Below are 16389 nucleotides of genomic sequence, written 5' to 3'. Positions count from 1 at the left end.
GCGAACCGTCAGGGTCCGATGACGGTCATCGCGGCCTTCACCCTCACCATCGGGCCGAGCCTAGGTCCGTGGCGCCGCCCGCCGACTGGGGCCCGGATCCGGACCCGCCATCCCGACCGGAGCGGCGACCGACCTCGGCCTCGATGACGGCTCGGATCGTCGTCACCGTCGACGCCCAGGTGAAGGTAGCGGCGTGGCGGGCCGCCGCCTCCACCCCGTCGTCGCTCATCCGGATCGCCCGCCAGGTGGCCTCGGCCAAGGCTTCGGCCGACCAGCTCGAGGCCACCGGTGCGTGCCCACCCGTCACCTCCACCAGGGCCGGGTCGGGGGAGATGGCGACGGGGACCCGCCGGCGCATAGCCTCCAGAGCGGGCAGGCCGAAGCCCTCGTGCCGCGACGGGAACAGGAGGACGGCCGAGTCGTCGACGACCGAGGCCAGCGCTCCGTCGTCGAGCCAGCCCGCCACCCGGACCCGGTCCCCGATGCCCAGCTCGCCGGCCATCGACTCCCACCGCCCCCGGTCCTCCGGGGGGACGCCCACCACCAGCAGGGGCAGGTCCACCGCGTGCCGCTGCCCGAGGGTGGCCCAGGTCTGCAGGGCAAGGTCGACGCCCTTGTTGGAGAAGTGCCCGTGCACCAGGCCGTGGGCCCGGGCGCCGCCTGTCGTCGCGGCGGCGACGTGGTCGGCGCCCAGGTGGGCCACGGTGACCGGGGCGTGGGGGGCGATCAGGGCGTCGAGGTCGTCCGCGGTCCGCTGGGAGATGGCGAGCACGGCGTCGGAGCGCCGCACCGCCCGGTGGTACAGGACGCTCCGCTGGAGGACCGTCGCCCTCGGGAAGTCCGTCGGGCGGACGCGGTGGCGCATGTCGTAGAGGAGGACGACGGTCGGCAGGGCGCGGACGCCGAAGGTCGGCAGCACCGGCAGGGTGGCCAGCAGGGCGTCGGCCCCCCGACTGAGCTCCCGGAGGGCCCAGGCCCCACGGGTCAGCCGGTTGACCTGCCGGCGAGAGCCGAGGTCGAGGGGGACCACCTCGAGCCCCGGGCCCGCGGCCGGGAGCTCACCCCTGACGGCCCGGTCGACGACCAGGACCAGCTCGTCGCCCGGAGCCACCTCGGCCCACGTCCCGACCACCGAGCGGACCGCGGTGAGCAGGCCTCCACCCCGCTGCACGCCGAGAGCGTCGACCACGACCCTCATGCCGTGACCGACCCCTGGGCCCCGAGGGCCCGGGTGCACTGAGCGGTGAAGTAGCGGGCCCAGCCCTCGGGCGTGTAGCTGGTGGACAGCGCCCGTGACCGGTCGGACATCCGGGCCCAGTCGGCCGCAGGGAGCCGGGCCGTGTCGGCCAGGCGGCCGGCCAGCAGGTCGGGGCGGCGGGGGGGCACCACCCACCCGTTGATCCCCTCGCGCAGTAGCCCCGTGGTGGCGCCGACCGCGGTGGTGGCGATGATGGGGAGCCCGGCCGCGCACGCCTCGTTGACGGCCACGCCCCAGTGCTCGACCCTGCTGGGCAGGACGAGCGCTCCCGCAGCGGCGTGGATGGCCGGCAGCTCGTCCGGCTGGACGAAGCCGAGCATCTCGACGTCGGCGAGGTCGGCCATCCGCTCGGCCAGGGGCCCCACCCCGGCGACCTGGAGGCGCCAGCCCTCCACCGCGCCGTCCGCCGTCGCCGTGGCCCACGCCTCGGCCAGGTCCTCGACGCCCTTCTCGGGGACCAGGCGGGCGCAGAGGAGGAAGGAGGGCCGTGCCGGTGGTGCCGACCGGGGACCGGTGTCGAAGGCGGCGTTGTCGGCGACGTAGGCGCCCTGCCAGATGGCGTCGTCGTCGAACCCGAGCATCCGGGCGAAGACGGCCTGGCGCTCACCCGGCAGGAAGGCGGCGTCGTAGTACGGCAGCACGTGGGACCGGGCCACCAGCCGCCCGGCCCACTGCTTCGGCGTGCCCCTCCACGGGTTGTCCATGAAGAGGACCCGCAGGGCACGTCCCCGCCACCGGCGCAGGACGGCCCGGAAGGCGGGGCGGTGCCACGAGACTGCGAGGATGGCGTCGGGACCGAAGTCCTCCAGGTCACCGAGGAGGCGCTGGGGATCAGCCTCCCCGGCGTAACAGTGTCGGCGCTCGATCCACCCGAACCGCTCGTCCCGGAACGGCGCCTCGGGCCCCGCGGCCCGGTGGGCGAGGTAGAGGTGGTGGCCCAGGTCTGCCGTGGCCCGGAGGCAGGCATCGACGTAGCCGGACATCTGCGGCCAGAGGAACGCCAGCTTCACGAGGGGTCCTCGAGCTCGGTCAATGATCGCCCGGGCCCACGGTCAGGCTGTAGGAGCCGTGACCGGCGAAGACCTCCTCCAGACGGACAGCGGCGGGCACCGGCAGCAGGGCGAGGACGTCCTCGACATCCGCGTTCCACGGAAAGCGCTCCAGCCGATCGGGGCGGCGGAGGTAGCCCTCCCGGTAGGCCTCCTCGGCCGAGAGGGACTTCGGCGCGACCTCGCGGGGCATCAGCATGGCGTTGTTGTACTCGAGCGCCACGATGGCGTACCCGTGCCGCTCGACCAGGATCTCCAGTTGGGAGATGGACTGGCCGTAGCAGTGGGAGCCGTCCCATTGGTGGTCGTCGCGGTACTGCACGGTGAAGCGAATCGGTGGGGGGACCTTCTCGTTGATCTCCGCGCAGATGAGGGACGGGCGGTACTCGGACAGGATCTGCTCCAGGACGAAGAAGTCGTAGCTGTCGATGTCGAGGTTCAGGAAGCCGAGATCAATCGGCACCTGTGCGGCGCGGAACAGGCTCACCACGTTCTCGGGCGTCACCCGCCCTCGGAAGAGGCGACAGCTGTCGAACCCGGCGTTCCGGGCCGCCAGCGATCGGAACAGCCGCCCGTCCATCTCCACCGAGAGCCCGGCCCAGCCCCGGGCGTAGAGCGCCAGGGAGTTCGACCCGGTGCGCCCGTCACTGGCCGCGATGTCGACGCAGAAGGGCACCACCGAGCGGTCGGCCAGGAGCTCGCGGATGATGCGCTCCTCGCCGTTCGCCGAGGCGGCCCGACCGACGAGGTCCTCGACCCTGCGGACGGCCGGAGCCAACGTGTGGCGCACCTCGGCGGGGAGGGAGTTGCGGGCCAGGCGCCGGAACCGGGTCGCGGTGGAGGGCCGCCCTGGGTTCTTGGGGCTCGCGTCTGGCATGCGCCGGTCCTTCGTCGAGGCGGTCCTTCCTCTCACCGCCATCAGTGTCGCACCCGCGCCCCGCGCCGTCGAACCACCGGCGGGCCGAGCGGACCCTCGGCTGCCACCGGGACGGTGGGCCGGGCGAGGGCGGACCTCAGGGCCACCCAGTGCCACGCCGCGGAGCCCGCCGACCCAACGGTCAGGCCGTAGACCATGCCGGGGGCCTCGCCCAGGACGGCCCCCAGGCAGGCGAGGACGAGGGTAGGCGCGGCCGAGTAGAGCCGGATGCGCAGGAGCACGGCGGCCTCCTCCAATGCACGAAGGCCCATGGTCGGCCCGGCCAGCACCGCGCCAGCGCAGGTCTGGGCGCAGACCGGCACCACCAGGTCCCGGGCGCTCGGCCAGGTGGCGCCGAACAGCAGCTCGCCCACCGGATCGAAGGCCCGGAGGGAGAGCACGACACCGATGGCCACCGTCACCAGCAACAGGATCACCGACGTCACCACCAGGACCTCCACCAGCCGGCGGGACGAGCGGAGGGCCAGCCGTCGCCCGTCGGGGACCAGGGTGACCATGACGCTCACGTACAGCACCTGCAAGGGCCCGAAGAGGGCGTAGCCGGCCCGGACCCCCCCCAGGGCGGCGATCCCGGAGATCAGGACCAGGGCGTACAGGGCCACCTGGGCGATTCCCAACGTCCCGATGAAGTCGACCAGGTAACGCCCCCCCAGGTCCAGGTTGGCCCGGATCCACCACACGCCGACGCGGGCGCTGAGGCGGAGGCGCTGGACAGCTACCGTGCCCATCCCCAGCACCGCCCCGGGCCCGGCCCAGGCCAGGACGGTCCACTCCGGCCGGATCTCGCCCCTGACCGCGGTCAGCGCGCCGAAGCTGGCCACCATGCCGACCAACCAGGCCACGTCGGAGGCGAAGGCGGCTCGGGGACGTCGTCCGGTGAAGCTGGCGTACCGCCAGGCGTCCTGCAGGACGAGGCCGGGGAGGCACGCCGCGAACGCCACCAGGCAGGCGCCGACCGACCCGCCGACCAGCGCCCCGGCTCCGAGCAGGACCACCACGGGCACGGGCACGAAGGCGGTGACCGCGCTGGACAGGTCGGCCATCAGGCGACGACCCGACTCCTGGCCCCGGACCAGGGCGGCTTCGAGGGCGAGGGCCCGCGCTCCTCCGACGGTGATGGTGAAGGACACCACCGTGGCCGCAAAGGCGCCGAACCCCACCGGGGTGAGCTCCCGGGCGGCCAGCACCGTGGCTGCCGCGTTGGTGCCGTTCGAGACCATCTGGTCGAGGATCGACCACGACACCCGGCCGGCTGCCGACCGGTACCTCCGGCGGGCGGAGGCCACCCGCCCGAGAGACCGACGGACCGCTGCGGAGATGGCGTGTGGGATCAAGGGTCGACCGTGGCGCCGTCGGGTGATGGGCAGAGGCGCGGGCTGATGGCGTAGAAAGCTGTCCGAGAGCGTGCGTCCCTCCCGGCCGGGCCGGCGCCTGGCAGACAGTATCGCCGACACCCTCGGCCGCCGGACCACGTCTCGTCCACCGTCCCCTCCCCCTGGTTGCTGATGCGTCGCTCCCTCCACCTCCCCAGCCCGTCGGCCAGCTCGGCACCGCCCCGCAGCCCGGCGGGCCGAGAGCCCATCCGCCTGAACCTCGGGAGCGGCCCCGACGCCGTGCCGGGGTGGCACAACCTGGACCGCTCGCCGAACATCCTCTTGGACCGCCTCCCCCTGGCCAAGGCCGCGCTGCGCAAGGTGGGCCTGATCGACGCCGGCCACATGGCGGCGTGGTCGAAGGGGATCCGCTACTGGGACGCCCGCCGGGGGCTGCCCTACGAGGACGGCACCGTCGAGGCCGTCTACTCCTCCCACACGCTCGAGCACATGTACCTCGACGTAGCCGAGGGCCTCCTCGCCGAGTGCCGGCGGGTGCTGCGTCCCGGCGGCCGGATCCGGCTCGCCCTGCCGGACGGGGAGCAGATCGCCCGGGCCCTGGTCGAGGACGGCTCAGCCGAGGCGGCCCGTCGCTACAACGAGGCCCTGGCCGCAGCGCCGGCAGCCCAGCCTCCGCGCACGCGCCTGTCCCACCTGGTCTCGGGGGCCTACCACCGCTGGCAGCCGACCTACCCGCTGGTGCGCGAGATGCTGGAGGACGTGGGCTTCGTGGCCTGCACCCGGCGCCAGTACCGCGACGGCGAGCTCCCCGACCTCGCCGCCGTCGAGACGCGGCCCGAGAGCTTCTTCATCGAAGCCACCGTGGGCCACGACCCGTCGGGGCCAGGTGGCCCCGACTCGCCCTAGCCTCCCGCCCGCGACGGCCGAGCCCTCACCAGGGCACGGCTCAGGACGCGGGCGCGTGAACCTTGCTCTCGAGGAACCACCGGTAGGTGCTCTCGATGCCCTCGCGCAGACCGACGGAGGCGCGCCACCCGAGCGCGTCCAGCCGGCTCACGTCCAGGACCTTCCGCGGCGTGCCGTCGGGCTTGGTGGGGTCGAACACCAACACCGCCCCTGGGTGGACGATGTCGCGGACCATCTCCGCCAACTCGCGGATGCTGAGGTCCTCCCCGGTGCCCACGTTGATCGGGCCCGGCTCCTCGTAGCGCTCCAGGAGGAAGAGGCAGGCGTCGGCCAGGTCGTCCACGTGCAGGAACTCACGCTTGGGGATGCCCGAGCCCCACACCTCGACCTCCTGGGCCCCGGTCGCCCGCGCGTCGTGGAACTTGCGAATCAGGGCCGGGAGGACGTGGCTGGAGGCCAGGTCGAAGTTGTCGTACGGCCCGTAGAGGTTGGTCGGCATGGCGGAGACGAAGTTGCAGCCGTACTGGGCCCGGTACGAGTCGCACAGCTTGATCCCCGCGATCTTGGCCAAGGCGTAGGCCTCGTTGGTCGGCTCCAGCGGGCCGCTGAGGAGCTGGTCCTCGGTGATGGGCTGGCTCGACAGCCTCGGGTAGATGCACGAGCTCCCGAGGTAGAGCAGCTTGGCGACACCGAAGCGGTGCGAGGCCTCCACCACCGTGGCGTGGATCATCATGTTGTCGTAGAGGAACTCGGCGGGCCGGGTGGAGTTGGCCAGGATCCCGCCGACCGTGCCGGCCACCAGGAACACGTACTCGGGGCGGTTGGCCCGGAACCAGTAGTTGACGGCGGCCTGGTCCCGGAGGTCGAGCTGGTCACGACCGGCGAGGAGCAGGTTGGTGTAGCCCTCGCTCCGCAGGCGCCGGACCACGGCCGAGCCGACCAGGCCACGGTGCCCGGCCACGAAGATGCGGGCGTCGGGCCGTATGGTCACCACGGGCTCGCCTCCCTGGTCCCTGGGCCTGCGATCACATGGTCCTCCTGCACGGCGGGTGTCGCCGACGGTCGGGCTGCGGGCCCGTCGACCCTACCACCGGCGCCCGGGTGGCCACCGGGTCCTCACCCGGGGCGGACCCCAACGGGGCGCCCCCGCTTGGGGCCGGGGCGGTGGGCGCCGTACCGTCCCCCCGTCGGCCGCCCCCTCCCGTGGCGAGGCGTCCCGGCCCCGTGCACCGCATGACCACGACCTCCTCCCGATCCGTGCCCGGCGACCCGTCGAGGCGTCGACGTGGGCCGGCGCGCCACGAGGCCCTCGCGGCCCGGGCCTTCGCCGCCGCTGCCGCGGTGGGAGGGGCCCTGGCCGGGTGCCACCCGACCGGGACCGACGTGGTCGACGTCCTCCTCAGCGCGGCCGCCGCCGTCGTCGTGACCCTGGCCGCGGCCCGGTCCACCCGCTGGGCCGTGCTCACCCCGGCCGTGGCCGCGGTGGCGTTCTCGGGCGGGTGGGCGCTGGTCCCGGCGCTGGCCTCGGGGGCGACCGCCTTCGCCGGGGCCCGCCGGTCCCGCCGGTCGCGCCTGTGGGGGGCGGCCACCGGGGCACTGGCCGTCCAGGCCCTCCTCCGGCTCCCCGACGTCGGCTTCCACGGGGCCACGGCCCTGGTCGCAGCACTGGCGGTGACCCCCGTCCTGGTCTCCGGCTACCGCAAGAGCCGGCGCCACGAGCGCCGAGCCATCCGCCGGGTGGCGCTGGCCCTGGTGGTGCTGGTCGGGGTGGTCGGAGGCGCCTACTGCGCCCTGGTGCTGTCCCTGGCCGGTGGCCTGGACCGGGCCACCGGCGACGCCCGGGCCGGGCTGTCGGCCACCCGGCGGGGCGAGACCGACGCCGCCCAGGCCAGCTTCGCTCGGGCCGCCTCGGCCTTCGAGCGGGCCGACTCCTCGCTCGGGGCCTGGTGGGCGGCCCCGGCCCGGGCCGTGCCGGTGCTCGGCCAGCACGCCCGGGCCCTCAGCAGCGCGGCGGCGGAGGGCCACCAGCTGAGCGTCACCGCGGGGGCGACGGCGGGGGCGGTCGACTACGACCGGCTGCGATCGACCGACGGGCGGTTCGACCTGGGCCGCATCCGGTCGGTCCAGGCACCGCTGGCCCGCACCATCGGCTCCCTGGACGGCGCCCGGCGGTCGCTGGCCGACGACGACTCGGGCTGGCTCGTCGCCCCCGTGGCCGACGGCCTCGACGACCTCGACGGGGAGCTGGCCCAGGCCCAGCGGGAGGCGGCGCTGGCCGACGAGGCCGTGCAGGTGGCCCCCGGCCTCCTCGGGGGCGACGGGCCCCGTCGCTACCTGGTCGCCTTCGTCACGCCGGCCGAGCTCCGCGGCTCCGGGGGCTTCATGGGCAGCTGGGCCGAGATCACCACCGACGGTGGCGAGCTCCGCCTCACCGACTCCGGCCCCTTCACCGACCTGGTGCCCATCGACGGGGCGGCCCCGCCGACCATCACCGGCCCGGAGGAGTACCTGGCCCGCTACGGGCGGTTCGCCCCCGAGCGCTACGTGGGCGACGTCACGTTCTCGCCCCACTTCCCCTACGACGCCCAGGTGATGCGCGAGATCTACCCGCAGACCGGACGGGGGGAGCTGGACGGCGTCATCAGCATCGATCCCATCGCTCTGGCCGCCCTCCTGACCTTCACCGGCCCCGTCGAGGTGGAGGGCTTCGATCGGGTCCTCACCTCCGACAACGCGGCCGAGTTCCTGCTCCGGGACAACTACGCCCTGTTCCCGGACGGGCAGCAGCAGAACGAGGCCCTGTCCCGCCTGGTGGAGACCACCTTCGACCAGCTCACGACCGGCGACCTGCCCGGCCCCCGCCAGCTGGCCGACGTGCTCGCCCCCCCGACCCAGCAGGGCCGCATCCGCCTCTGGTCGCCCCGGGGCCCCGAGCAGGCCCTCTTCGCCCGCCTCGGCGCCACCGGGGCCTTCCCCGAGGCCCGGCCCGACCACGACTTCCTGGCCCTCTCCAGCCAGAACACCAGCAACAACAAGATCGACGTGTTCCAGAGCCGGACCGTCGACTACGACGTGGACGTCGCCTCCGACGGCGGGGTCCGGGCCACGGCCCGCATCACCGTCCGCAACGACGCCCCCCTGGACGGCTCCGTCCCGGCCTACGTGATCGGCAACACCCGGGGTGACCCGCCGGGCACCAACCTCATGCTCCTGTCGGTCCACACGCCCCACGGCCTGGTGCGGGCCACGCTGGACGGCCGGCCGGTGGGCATGGAGTCCCAGGTCGAAGCCGGCTTCCCCGTGTACTCGCGCCTGGTCTCGGTCCCGCCCGGTGGGGCGGTGACCCTCGAGCTGGAGCTCCGGGGGGCCCTCGACGTGGCCGGCGGCTACGTGCTGGACCTCGCCCCCCACCCGACCACCAACCCCGACCAGGTCACGGTGCGGGCCACGGTGGGCGACGGAAAAAGGGTCGTGCGACACATCGACCAGGGCGACGGCCGGCGGCGGCTGGCGCTGCCGTCCGGAGCGTGATGGCACCCCCACGGAGCACGGTCCTGGACACGGAGCCGTCTCATGTAGCAAACTGCTCCGGTCCTGACCGCTGCGTCCCTCGGAGCCTTGCACCATGCTCAAGAAGATCGTGATCATCGCTGCGGCTCTGGTGGCCCTCCTGGCCACCCCGGCTGCAGCCCAGTACGGCGAAGTCTTCTCCGCCACCATCTCGAACAGCAACCCCGCCCCTGGCGAGACCACCACCATCTCCGGCACCTGTGAAGCGGCCGACGAGGTCGAGGTGGCCATCGAGGGCGAGGGCTCCCTCGGGACCATCCCGGTGGTCGACGACCAGTTCTCGGGTCCGGTGACCATCCCCTCGGACCTCGAGCCCGGCGTCTACACCCTCACCGTCACCTGCGGTGGCGAGGTGCTCAGCACCACCATCACGGTGGGCGGCAGCGGCGGGGGCACCACCACGGTGACCACCACCACGGCCACCCCGCTGCCCCGCACCGGCGCCGACGACACCAGCCTCCTCCTGAAGCTCGGTGGCGGCCTGGTCCTGGCCGGCGCGGCCTTCGCTCTCGTCGCCACCAAGCGGCGCAGCGCCACCGCCTGACCCTCCCTTTCCAGCACTCTCTGACCAGCCCGGTGCCCGGCACCGGGCTGGTCCGCGTCTCGGCCCCCGGTCCCCGACCCCGGCCGGTTCCCCTCCCACGACGACCCCGCCGATCCGTGCCTCCCACGGCCATCCCGGGCTCCGGCCCCGAAGGACCCAGCCACTACCGTGCACTCGATGACCGACCGACGTGAGACCGACCAGCTCGAGCTCCGGGACTACCTCACCGTCCTCCGCCGTCGGAAGCTCACCATCGCCCTGACCGCCATCGCCGTGGTGGCCGTCGCCCTCGGCCTCTCCCTCCTGCAGGAGCCGCAGTACCGGGCCACCGCCGAGATCCTCCTCCGCCGGCAGGGCACCCAGGACATCATCTCCGGCGACCAGCAGCCGACCAACAGCTTCGACGAGACCCAGCGGGTGCAGACCGAGATCGAGGTCATGCGCTCCCGCTCCGTCCGTGACGCCGTGCGGGACGAGCTCGGCTACACCGCCTCGGTGTCCATCGCCCCCAAGGGCGACACCAGCGTGGTGAGCATCAGTGCCACCGACGGCGAGCCGGCCCGGGCCGCCCGCGAGGCCAACGCCTACGCCGAGATCTTCATCACCATCCGCCGCGACACCAACGTGGCCGAGCTGGAGGCCGCCGTCGAGGTCCTCCAGCAGCAGCTGACCGAGGTCGACGACCAGCTCCAGCAGGCTGACGTCGGCGTGGCCGAGCTGCAGGCCCAGGTCGACGCCACCGACCCCGAGGACCCGGCCTACCAGGTCCTCCTCGACCAGCGTGACCAGGCCGCCGCCGCCCGCGACGCCCAGCGGATCTCGCTCCAGACCCAGCGGGGCGGGTACTCCGAGCGCCTGGGCCAGCTCCAGCTCTCCCTCAACGGGGCCCGGGCCGACGGCGGCGGGGAGATCGTGTCCACCGCCAGCGAGCCGGCCTCGCCGTTCGCCCCGGACCCCATCCGCAACGCCGCCATCGCCCTGGTGCTCGGGCTCCTGCTGGGCGCCGGTCTCGCCTTCCTCCGGGAGTACCTCGACGATCGCATCCGTTCCAAGGACGACCTCGACACCGTCACCGGGGGCGTCGACGTGCTGGGCCTGATCCCCAGGCTGGAGTCGTGGCGCAACCGGGCCGAGCCGCAGCTGGTGTCCCTGACGGCGCCCAAGTCGCCGGTGGCCGAGACCTACCGCGGCCTGCGCACCTCCCTGCAGTTCATCGGGGTCGAGCGCACCATCAAGGTGATCCAGCTCACCAGTGCCTCGGCCTCGGAGGGCAAGACCACCACCCTGGCCAACCTGGGCGTGACCTTCGCCCGGGCCGGCCACCGGGTCGTGCTCATCGACTGCGACCTGCGTCGGCCCCGCCTCCACCAGTTCTTCGGCCTCGACAACCACATCGGCCTCACCTCGATGATCCTGGGCGAGCACGGCGCCGACACCGCCGTGCAGCCCGTGCCCGACGTCCCCCGCCTCGCCGTGCTGGCCTCGGGGCCGCCTCCGCCCAACCCGTCCGAGCTGCTCTCGTCGCGGACGGCCCAGACCCTGCTCGACTCCATCGCCGACTACGCCGACTACGTGCTCCTCGACTGCCCGCCGCTGCTGCCGGTGGCCGACGCCGTGGTGCTGGCCAGCCAGGTCGACGCCACCGTGCTGGTCACCACCGTGGGCAGCACCACCAAGCGGGGCCTGCGCCGCTCGCTCGAGCTGCTCGACCAGGTCGACGCCCCCCTGGTCGGCATCGTCCTCAACGGCCTGGAGGCCGAGGCGGCGTATGCCTACGGGTACGGCTACGGCTACAGCTACGGCGGCTACGACGAGGGCCAGCGCTCCTCCGGCCTGCTGGGCCGCCGCAAGCGCAAGGGCTACGCCAGCGTGTCGGCCGACGAGGCCGCCGCCGCCCCGCTCCCCACCACCGAGCCCGTCGAGCGCTGAGGGCGCCCCCCATCAGGGGGCGGCCCCCACCGCCACCGGGGTGGCGCGGACGGCATCGGCCGACTGGCGGGCGTGGTAGCTGGACCGGGTGAGGGGGCTGGCCTCGACGTGGCCGATGCCCATGGCCTGGCCGACCTGGGCCACCCGGGCCAGCTCCTCGGGCGTCCACCACCGGGCCACCGGCAGGTGGTGGGTGGTGGGCCGCAGGTACTGGCCCACGGTCACGATGTCGCAGCCCACCGCGGCCAGGTCGGCCAGGGCCTCGACCAGCTCGTCCTCGCTCTCTCCCAGGCCCACGATGAGGCTGGACTTGGTGACCAGCCCGGCCTCCTGGGCCCGGGCCAGGACCGACAGGCTACGGGCGTAGCCGGCCGAGGGCCGCACCGCCCGTTGGAGTCGGGCCACCGTCTCCAGGTTGTGGTTGAGCACGTCGGGCCTGGTGTCGAAGATGGCGGCCAGGGCCTCGGGGTCGCCCTTGCAGTCGGGGATGAGCACCTCGACGGCGGTGGCCGGCCGGCGGGCCCGGATGGCCCGCACCGTGGCCGCGAAGCCCGAGGCTCCCCCGTCGGCCAGGTCGTCCCGGGCCACCGCGGTGACCACGGCGTGGGCCAGGTCCATGCGAGCCACGGCCTCGGCCACCCGCTCCGGCTCCCCGGGGTCGAGGGCCTGGGGGTGGCGGGTGTCGACCAGGCAGAAGCCGCAGGCCCGGGTGCAGCGCTCGCCGTTGATCATGAACGTGGCCGTGCCGTCGGACCAGCACTCGAAGATGTTGGGGCAGCCGGCCTCCTCGCACACGGTGACCAGGTCCAGGTCCCGCAGGGTGCGCTTGAGCCGGCGGTAGTCGTCGGTGATGCGGAACCGGGCCCTCATCCACTCCGGCTTCCGCTCGGCGATGGCCACCCCCTGGGTCACGCCGGCCTCGGCCAGGCGCCCCAGCAGCCGCACCGACGTGCCCTCCTCGGCCGCCCCCTGCAGGCCGTCGGGCACCCGCTGGGCCGGCTCCCCCGGTCCCTCGCCCCGGCTGAACGGGGCCAGATCGGCGGTCGAGGCCCGCCACACCACGTCGGCCCGGTCGGCCCCCGCGGCCCCCCACCGCTCGGCGGCCAGCCGGGCCACCACCTCGACCACGTCCCGCATCGAGGCGCCGACGCCCTCGGCCCGCAGCGAGGTCACCGGCCGCTCGGCGATGCCGCAGGGGACGATGGCCCGGAACATGTCCATGTCGGGGTCGACGTTGAGGGCGAAGCCGTGCATCGAGCGGCCCCGGGTGAGGCGCACGCCCAGGGCGCAGATCTTCCGGGGCTCGGGGCCGTCCAAGCCGACCCACACCCCCGGGTACTCGGGAAGGCGGCCGGCCTCGACCCCCAGCTCGGCCAAGGTGTCGATCACCAACTGCTCGACCGAGCGGACGTAGGCCACGGTGTCGGGCTTCGAGCCGCCACCGGCGCCGGGCACGGTCAGGATCGGGTAGCCCACCAGCTGGCCCGGCCCGTGGTAGGTGACGTCACCGCCCCGGTCGGACCGCTCCAGCTCCGCGCCCACCTGGGCCGGTGGCACCAGGACGTGGCCGACCTCGGCCCGCACCCCGAGGGTGAAGACCTTGGGGTGCTCCAGGAGGAGCAGGTGGTCGTGGCCCGGGGTGCGGTGCAAGCCGTGCTGCAGGGCCAGCGCGTCGCGGTAGCGCACCCGGCCCAGCCATCGGACGTGCAGCGGGGGCACGGCAGGAGCGGCCAGCGCCGCCACCTAGAGCTCGGCCTCCCAGTCGCGGGTCTCCAGGATGTCGACCACCCGCCGCAGGAAGGCGGCGGCGTAGGCGCCGTCGAAGGCCCGGTGGTCCCAGCCCAGGGTCAGGTTGCCGACCGAGCGGATGGCGATGGCCTCGTTGCCGTCGGCGTCGGTCACCACCACCGGCCGGCGGTTGACCCCCTCGGTGGAGAGGATCATGACCTGGGGCTGGTTGATGATGGGGAGCTGGACCAGGGTGCCCGAGGCCCCGGCGTTGGTGATGGTGACCGTGCCGCCGCTGATCTCGTCGGCCGACAGCTTGCGGCTGCGGGCCCGGTCGGCCAGGTCGGCCACCGCCCGGGAGATGGCCGGCAGCCGCAGGTCCTGGGCCCCGTGCACCACCGGCACGATGAGGCCCTCGTAGCCCAGGTCGACGGCGTAGCCCACGTTCACGTCGTGGTGGACCACCAGCTCGCCCTCGCCCACGCTGGCGTTCATGTGGGGGAACTCGGCCAGGGCGTCGACCAGGGCCCGGGTCACGAAGGGCAGGTAGGTCAGGCTGATGCCCAGCTCGTCGCGCACCCGCTGCTTGTGGGCCTGGCGGACCCGCTCCACCCCCTCCATGTCGACCTCCATGGCCGTGTAGGCGTGGGGGCTGGTGGCGGCCGAGCGCACCATGTGCTCGCCGGTGCGGCGCCGGATGTTGTTGAACGGCACCGACGTGTCGCTCTCGCCGGCCCGGGCCGGCGCGGTCCGGGGTGCCGGGGCGGCCGCCGGGGCCGGTGAGGGCCGCTCGGCCCCGGCCGGGGCTCCGGGCGGGGCCGAGGGGCGGGCGGCCGGGGCCCGGCCCCCTCCCCCGCCCTCCACGGCGGCCAGGACGTCGCTGCGGGTGATGCGCCCGCCGGCCCCGGTCCCGGTGAGGGAGGCCGGGTCGAGGTCGTTCTCGGCGATGAGGCGCCGGACCACGGGCGAGAGCACCATGCCCTCGGCCGACCCACCGGACGGTGGCGGCGGCGGGGCCTGGGCCGGGCCCTGGGCGTCGGTGTCGGCCTCGGCCGCGGCATCGCCGCCGCCGGCGGTGTCAGCGGTGTCGGGCTCCGGGGCCTGGCCCCCGCCCGACGGCTCGGTGGCGGCGTCGATCTCGGCTTCGGCCTCGGCCTCCTTGGCCTCGGCCTCGGCCCCCTGGTCCTCGGGCCGACCGGAGGACGGCACGTCGGAGCTGGCCGACGCCTGGGCCTGCTCCTCGGCCCCCCCGCCCTCGGCCTCGCTGCCGGCATCGGCGCCGCCACCGTCATTGCCGCCCCCGGCGGCGCCGTCGCCCACCAGGGCCAGCACCGTGCCCACGTCGACGGTCTCGCCCTCCTCGACCTTGATCTCGGTCAGCGTCCCGCTCACCGGCGAGGGGATCTCGGAGTCGACCTTGTCGGTCGACACCTCGACGATGGCCTCGTCCTCGGAGATCTCGTCGCCGACGGACTTGAGCCACTTGGTGATGGTGCCCTCGGTGACGGTCTCACCCAGCTGGGGCATCTGGATCTCGGCCATGGGGGAAGGACTCCTGGGGTGGGGACGGGGGCTCAGCCGTGGAGGCCGCGGCCGGTGAGGGACAGCACGGTCTCGCCGAAGTTCTCCGACAGCGACGGGTGGGGCTGGATGAACTGGGCCACCTCGTCGACGGTGGCCTCCCAGTTGACGGCCAGGTAGCCCTGGCCCAGCTGCTCGGTGACCCACGGGCCGGCCATGTGGACCCCGAGGATGCGGCCACCGGTGCCGTCCTCGGCCCGCTCGGCGATGACCTTCACCATGCCCTCGGTCTCGCCCAGGATCATGGCCCGGCCGTTGCCGGTCCAGCGGTGCTTCGACACCACCACGTCGTGGCCGGCGGCCTTGGCCGCCTCCTCGGTCAGGCCCACGAAGGCCACCTCGGGGTGGCAGTAGACGCACCACGGCACCCGGCCGTAGTCGACCGGCACCGCGGCCTCGCCCATGATCTGCTTGATGACCAGGATCGACTCGGCGTAGGCCACGTGGGCCAGGCCCGGGGTGGCGATCAGGTCGCCCACCGCGAACACGCCGTCGGCCGAGGTGCGGCACCACTCGTCGACCTTCACGAAGCCCCGGTCGTCGACCTCGACGCCGGTGCCGCCGAGGCCCAGCGAGTCCGAGAGGGGACGCCGGCCCACCGAGACCACGACCTTGTCCACGGCGACGGTGTCGCCGCCCTCCAGGCGCACCGTGGTGCCGCGGTCGGAGGGCTCGTGGCCCTCGACCTTGACCCCGGTGCGGATGGTGATGCCCCGCTTCTCGAAGGCCCGGCCCACCAGCTTCACCACGTCCTGGTCGACGCCGGGCAGGATGCCGGGCAGGGCTTCGAGCACGGTCACCTCGGCCCCCAGGTCGGCCAGCATGGAGGCGAACTCGCAGCCGATGGCCCCGCCGCCGATGACCGCCACCTTGTCGGGGACCTGGTCGAGCTGGAAGACCTCGTCGGAGGTGAGGACCCGGTCCCCGACCTCGAAGCCGGGGATGGTGCGGGGCACCGAGCCGCTGGCCAGCAGGACGTTCTCGCCGGTGACGGCGCTCGACTGCCCGTCGGCACCGGTGACGGTGACGGTCCGGTCGGGGCCCAGGGTGCCGGTGCCCTCGATGACGGTGACCTTGCGCCCCTTGAGCAGGCTGCCCAGGCCCTTCACCAGCTGGTCGACCACCGACCACATGCGGTCGGTCGAGGCCGGGAAGTCGAGGGTGACGTCGCCGGTGGTGGCAATGCCGAAGCGGCCGGCGTCGCTGACGGTGCGGGCCACCTCGGCCGTCTGGAGCAGCTCCTTGGCCGGGATGCAGCCCCGATTGAGGCAGGTGCCGCCGAGGCGGCGGTTCTCGATCATGGCCACATCCAGGCCGGCCGCCGCGCCGTACAGGGCGGCGGCGTAGCCACCGGGGCCACCACCGATGATCACCAGGTCGTGCGTGTCGGCCATGTGGCCGACCCTATCGTGACCGACCTGTCGCCGGGACCGCCGCGGACCCGGTCACCGGCCGGTCAGCGGCCGGCCAGGACGACCTGGACAGCGAAGGCCACCAGGATGGCCAGGCCGCACAGCAGGGCGGCGGCGATGAGGCGGCGGGTGCTCATGGGT

Annotated in this window: 12 protein-coding genes; 4 read left to right on the top strand and 8 right to left on the bottom strand. The window is 74.1% G+C overall.

Annotation, left to right across the window (positions count from 1 at the left end; genetic code table 11):
• Positions 1-43: 43 nt before the first annotated feature.
• Genes VEW93_04985 through VEW93_04970 form a run of 4 tightly spaced genes read right to left on the bottom strand, consistent with a single transcriptional unit; the run spans position 44 to position 4464 of the window.
• Positions 44-1198, bottom strand: a complete 1155-nt coding sequence (locus tag VEW93_04985; GenBank protein HYI61140.1) for a glycosyltransferase — start codon at positions 1196-1198, stop codon at positions 44-46.
• Complete coding sequence (locus VEW93_04980) at positions 1195-2268, bottom strand: glycosyltransferase family 4 protein (protein HYI61139.1); 1074 nt, start codon at positions 2266-2268, stop codon at positions 1195-1197. The genes VEW93_04985 and VEW93_04980 overlap by 4 nt, the downstream gene beginning before the upstream one ends.
• Before the next feature lie 19 nt (positions 2269-2287).
• Positions 2288-3184 (bottom strand): hypothetical protein, encoded by an 897-nt coding sequence (locus VEW93_04975; protein ID HYI61138.1) that lies wholly within the window; start codon positions 3182-3184, stop codon positions 2288-2290.
• A 41-nt stretch (positions 3185-3225) separates the two neighbouring features.
• Complete coding sequence (locus VEW93_04970) at positions 3226-4464, bottom strand: hypothetical protein (protein HYI61137.1); 1239 nt, start codon at positions 4462-4464, stop codon at positions 3226-3228.
• Between the two features lie 285 nt (positions 4465-4749).
• Here VEW93_04970 and VEW93_04965 point away from each other — a divergent pair, with 285 nt between their 5' ends.
• Positions 4750-5484 carry a methyltransferase domain-containing protein gene (locus VEW93_04965; GenBank protein ID HYI61136.1) on the top strand — a complete coding sequence of 245 codons (735 nt, stop codon included), beginning with the start codon at positions 4750-4752 and terminating at the stop codon, positions 5482-5484.
• Between the two features lie 40 nt (positions 5485-5524).
• Here the strand turns inward: VEW93_04965 and VEW93_04960 are convergent, their stop codons facing one another.
• Positions 5525-6475, bottom strand: coding sequence for a GDP-L-fucose synthase (locus VEW93_04960; protein HYI61135.1), 951 nt, complete (start codon positions 6473-6475; stop codon positions 5525-5527).
• Positions 6476-6717: 242 nt separating this feature from the next.
• Here VEW93_04960 and VEW93_04955 point away from each other — a divergent pair, with 242 nt between their 5' ends.
• The 3 genes from VEW93_04955 to VEW93_04945 all read left to right on the top strand — a co-directional run bounded on the left by VEW93_04955 (position 6718) and on the right by VEW93_04945 (position 11527).
• Positions 6718-9015, top strand: a complete 2298-nt coding sequence (locus tag VEW93_04955; GenBank protein ID HYI61134.1) for a DUF4012 domain-containing protein — start codon at positions 6718-6720, stop codon at positions 9013-9015.
• 94 nt (positions 9016-9109) lie between these two features.
• Entirely contained in the window at positions 9110-9598 is a 489-nt protein-coding gene (locus tag VEW93_04950; GenBank protein ID HYI61133.1) for an LPXTG cell wall anchor domain-containing protein, read from the top strand.
• A 177-nt stretch (positions 9599-9775) separates the two neighbouring features.
• Positions 9776-11527: a polysaccharide biosynthesis tyrosine autokinase gene (locus tag VEW93_04945; protein HYI61132.1), complete on the top strand. Its 1752-nt coding sequence runs from the start codon at positions 9776-9778 to the stop codon at positions 11525-11527.
• Between the two features lie 12 nt (positions 11528-11539).
• On the opposite strand, the gene lipA is transcribed toward VEW93_04945, so the two are convergent.
• Genes lipA through lpdA form a run of 3 tightly spaced genes read right to left on the bottom strand, consistent with a single transcriptional unit; the run spans position 11540 to position 16230 of the window.
• Positions 11540-13246 (bottom strand): lipoyl synthase, encoded by a 1707-nt coding sequence (lipA, locus tag VEW93_04940; GenBank protein ID HYI61131.1) that lies wholly within the window; start codon positions 13244-13246, stop codon positions 11540-11542.
• A gap of 24 nt (positions 13247-13270) precedes the next feature.
• Positions 13271-14797, bottom strand: a complete 1527-nt coding sequence (locus VEW93_04935) for a dihydrolipoamide acetyltransferase family protein (GenBank protein ID HYI61130.1) — start codon at positions 14795-14797, stop codon at positions 13271-13273.
• 32 nt (positions 14798-14829) lie between these two features.
• Positions 14830-16230 carry a dihydrolipoyl dehydrogenase gene (lpdA, locus tag VEW93_04930; GenBank protein HYI61129.1) on the bottom strand — a complete coding sequence of 467 codons (1401 nt, stop codon included), beginning with the start codon at positions 16228-16230 and terminating at the stop codon, positions 14830-14832.
• Between the last annotated feature and the right edge of the window lie 159 nt (positions 16231-16389).

It is taken from the genome of Acidimicrobiales bacterium (genome assembly GCA_035630295.1).
In the GTDB taxonomy this organism is placed as follows: Bacteria; Actinomycetota; Acidimicrobiia; order Acidimicrobiales; family Iamiaceae; genus Iamia.
Note: the sequence above shows the minus strand (reverse complement) of the source record. Positions and strands in the feature narration are given on the sequence as shown.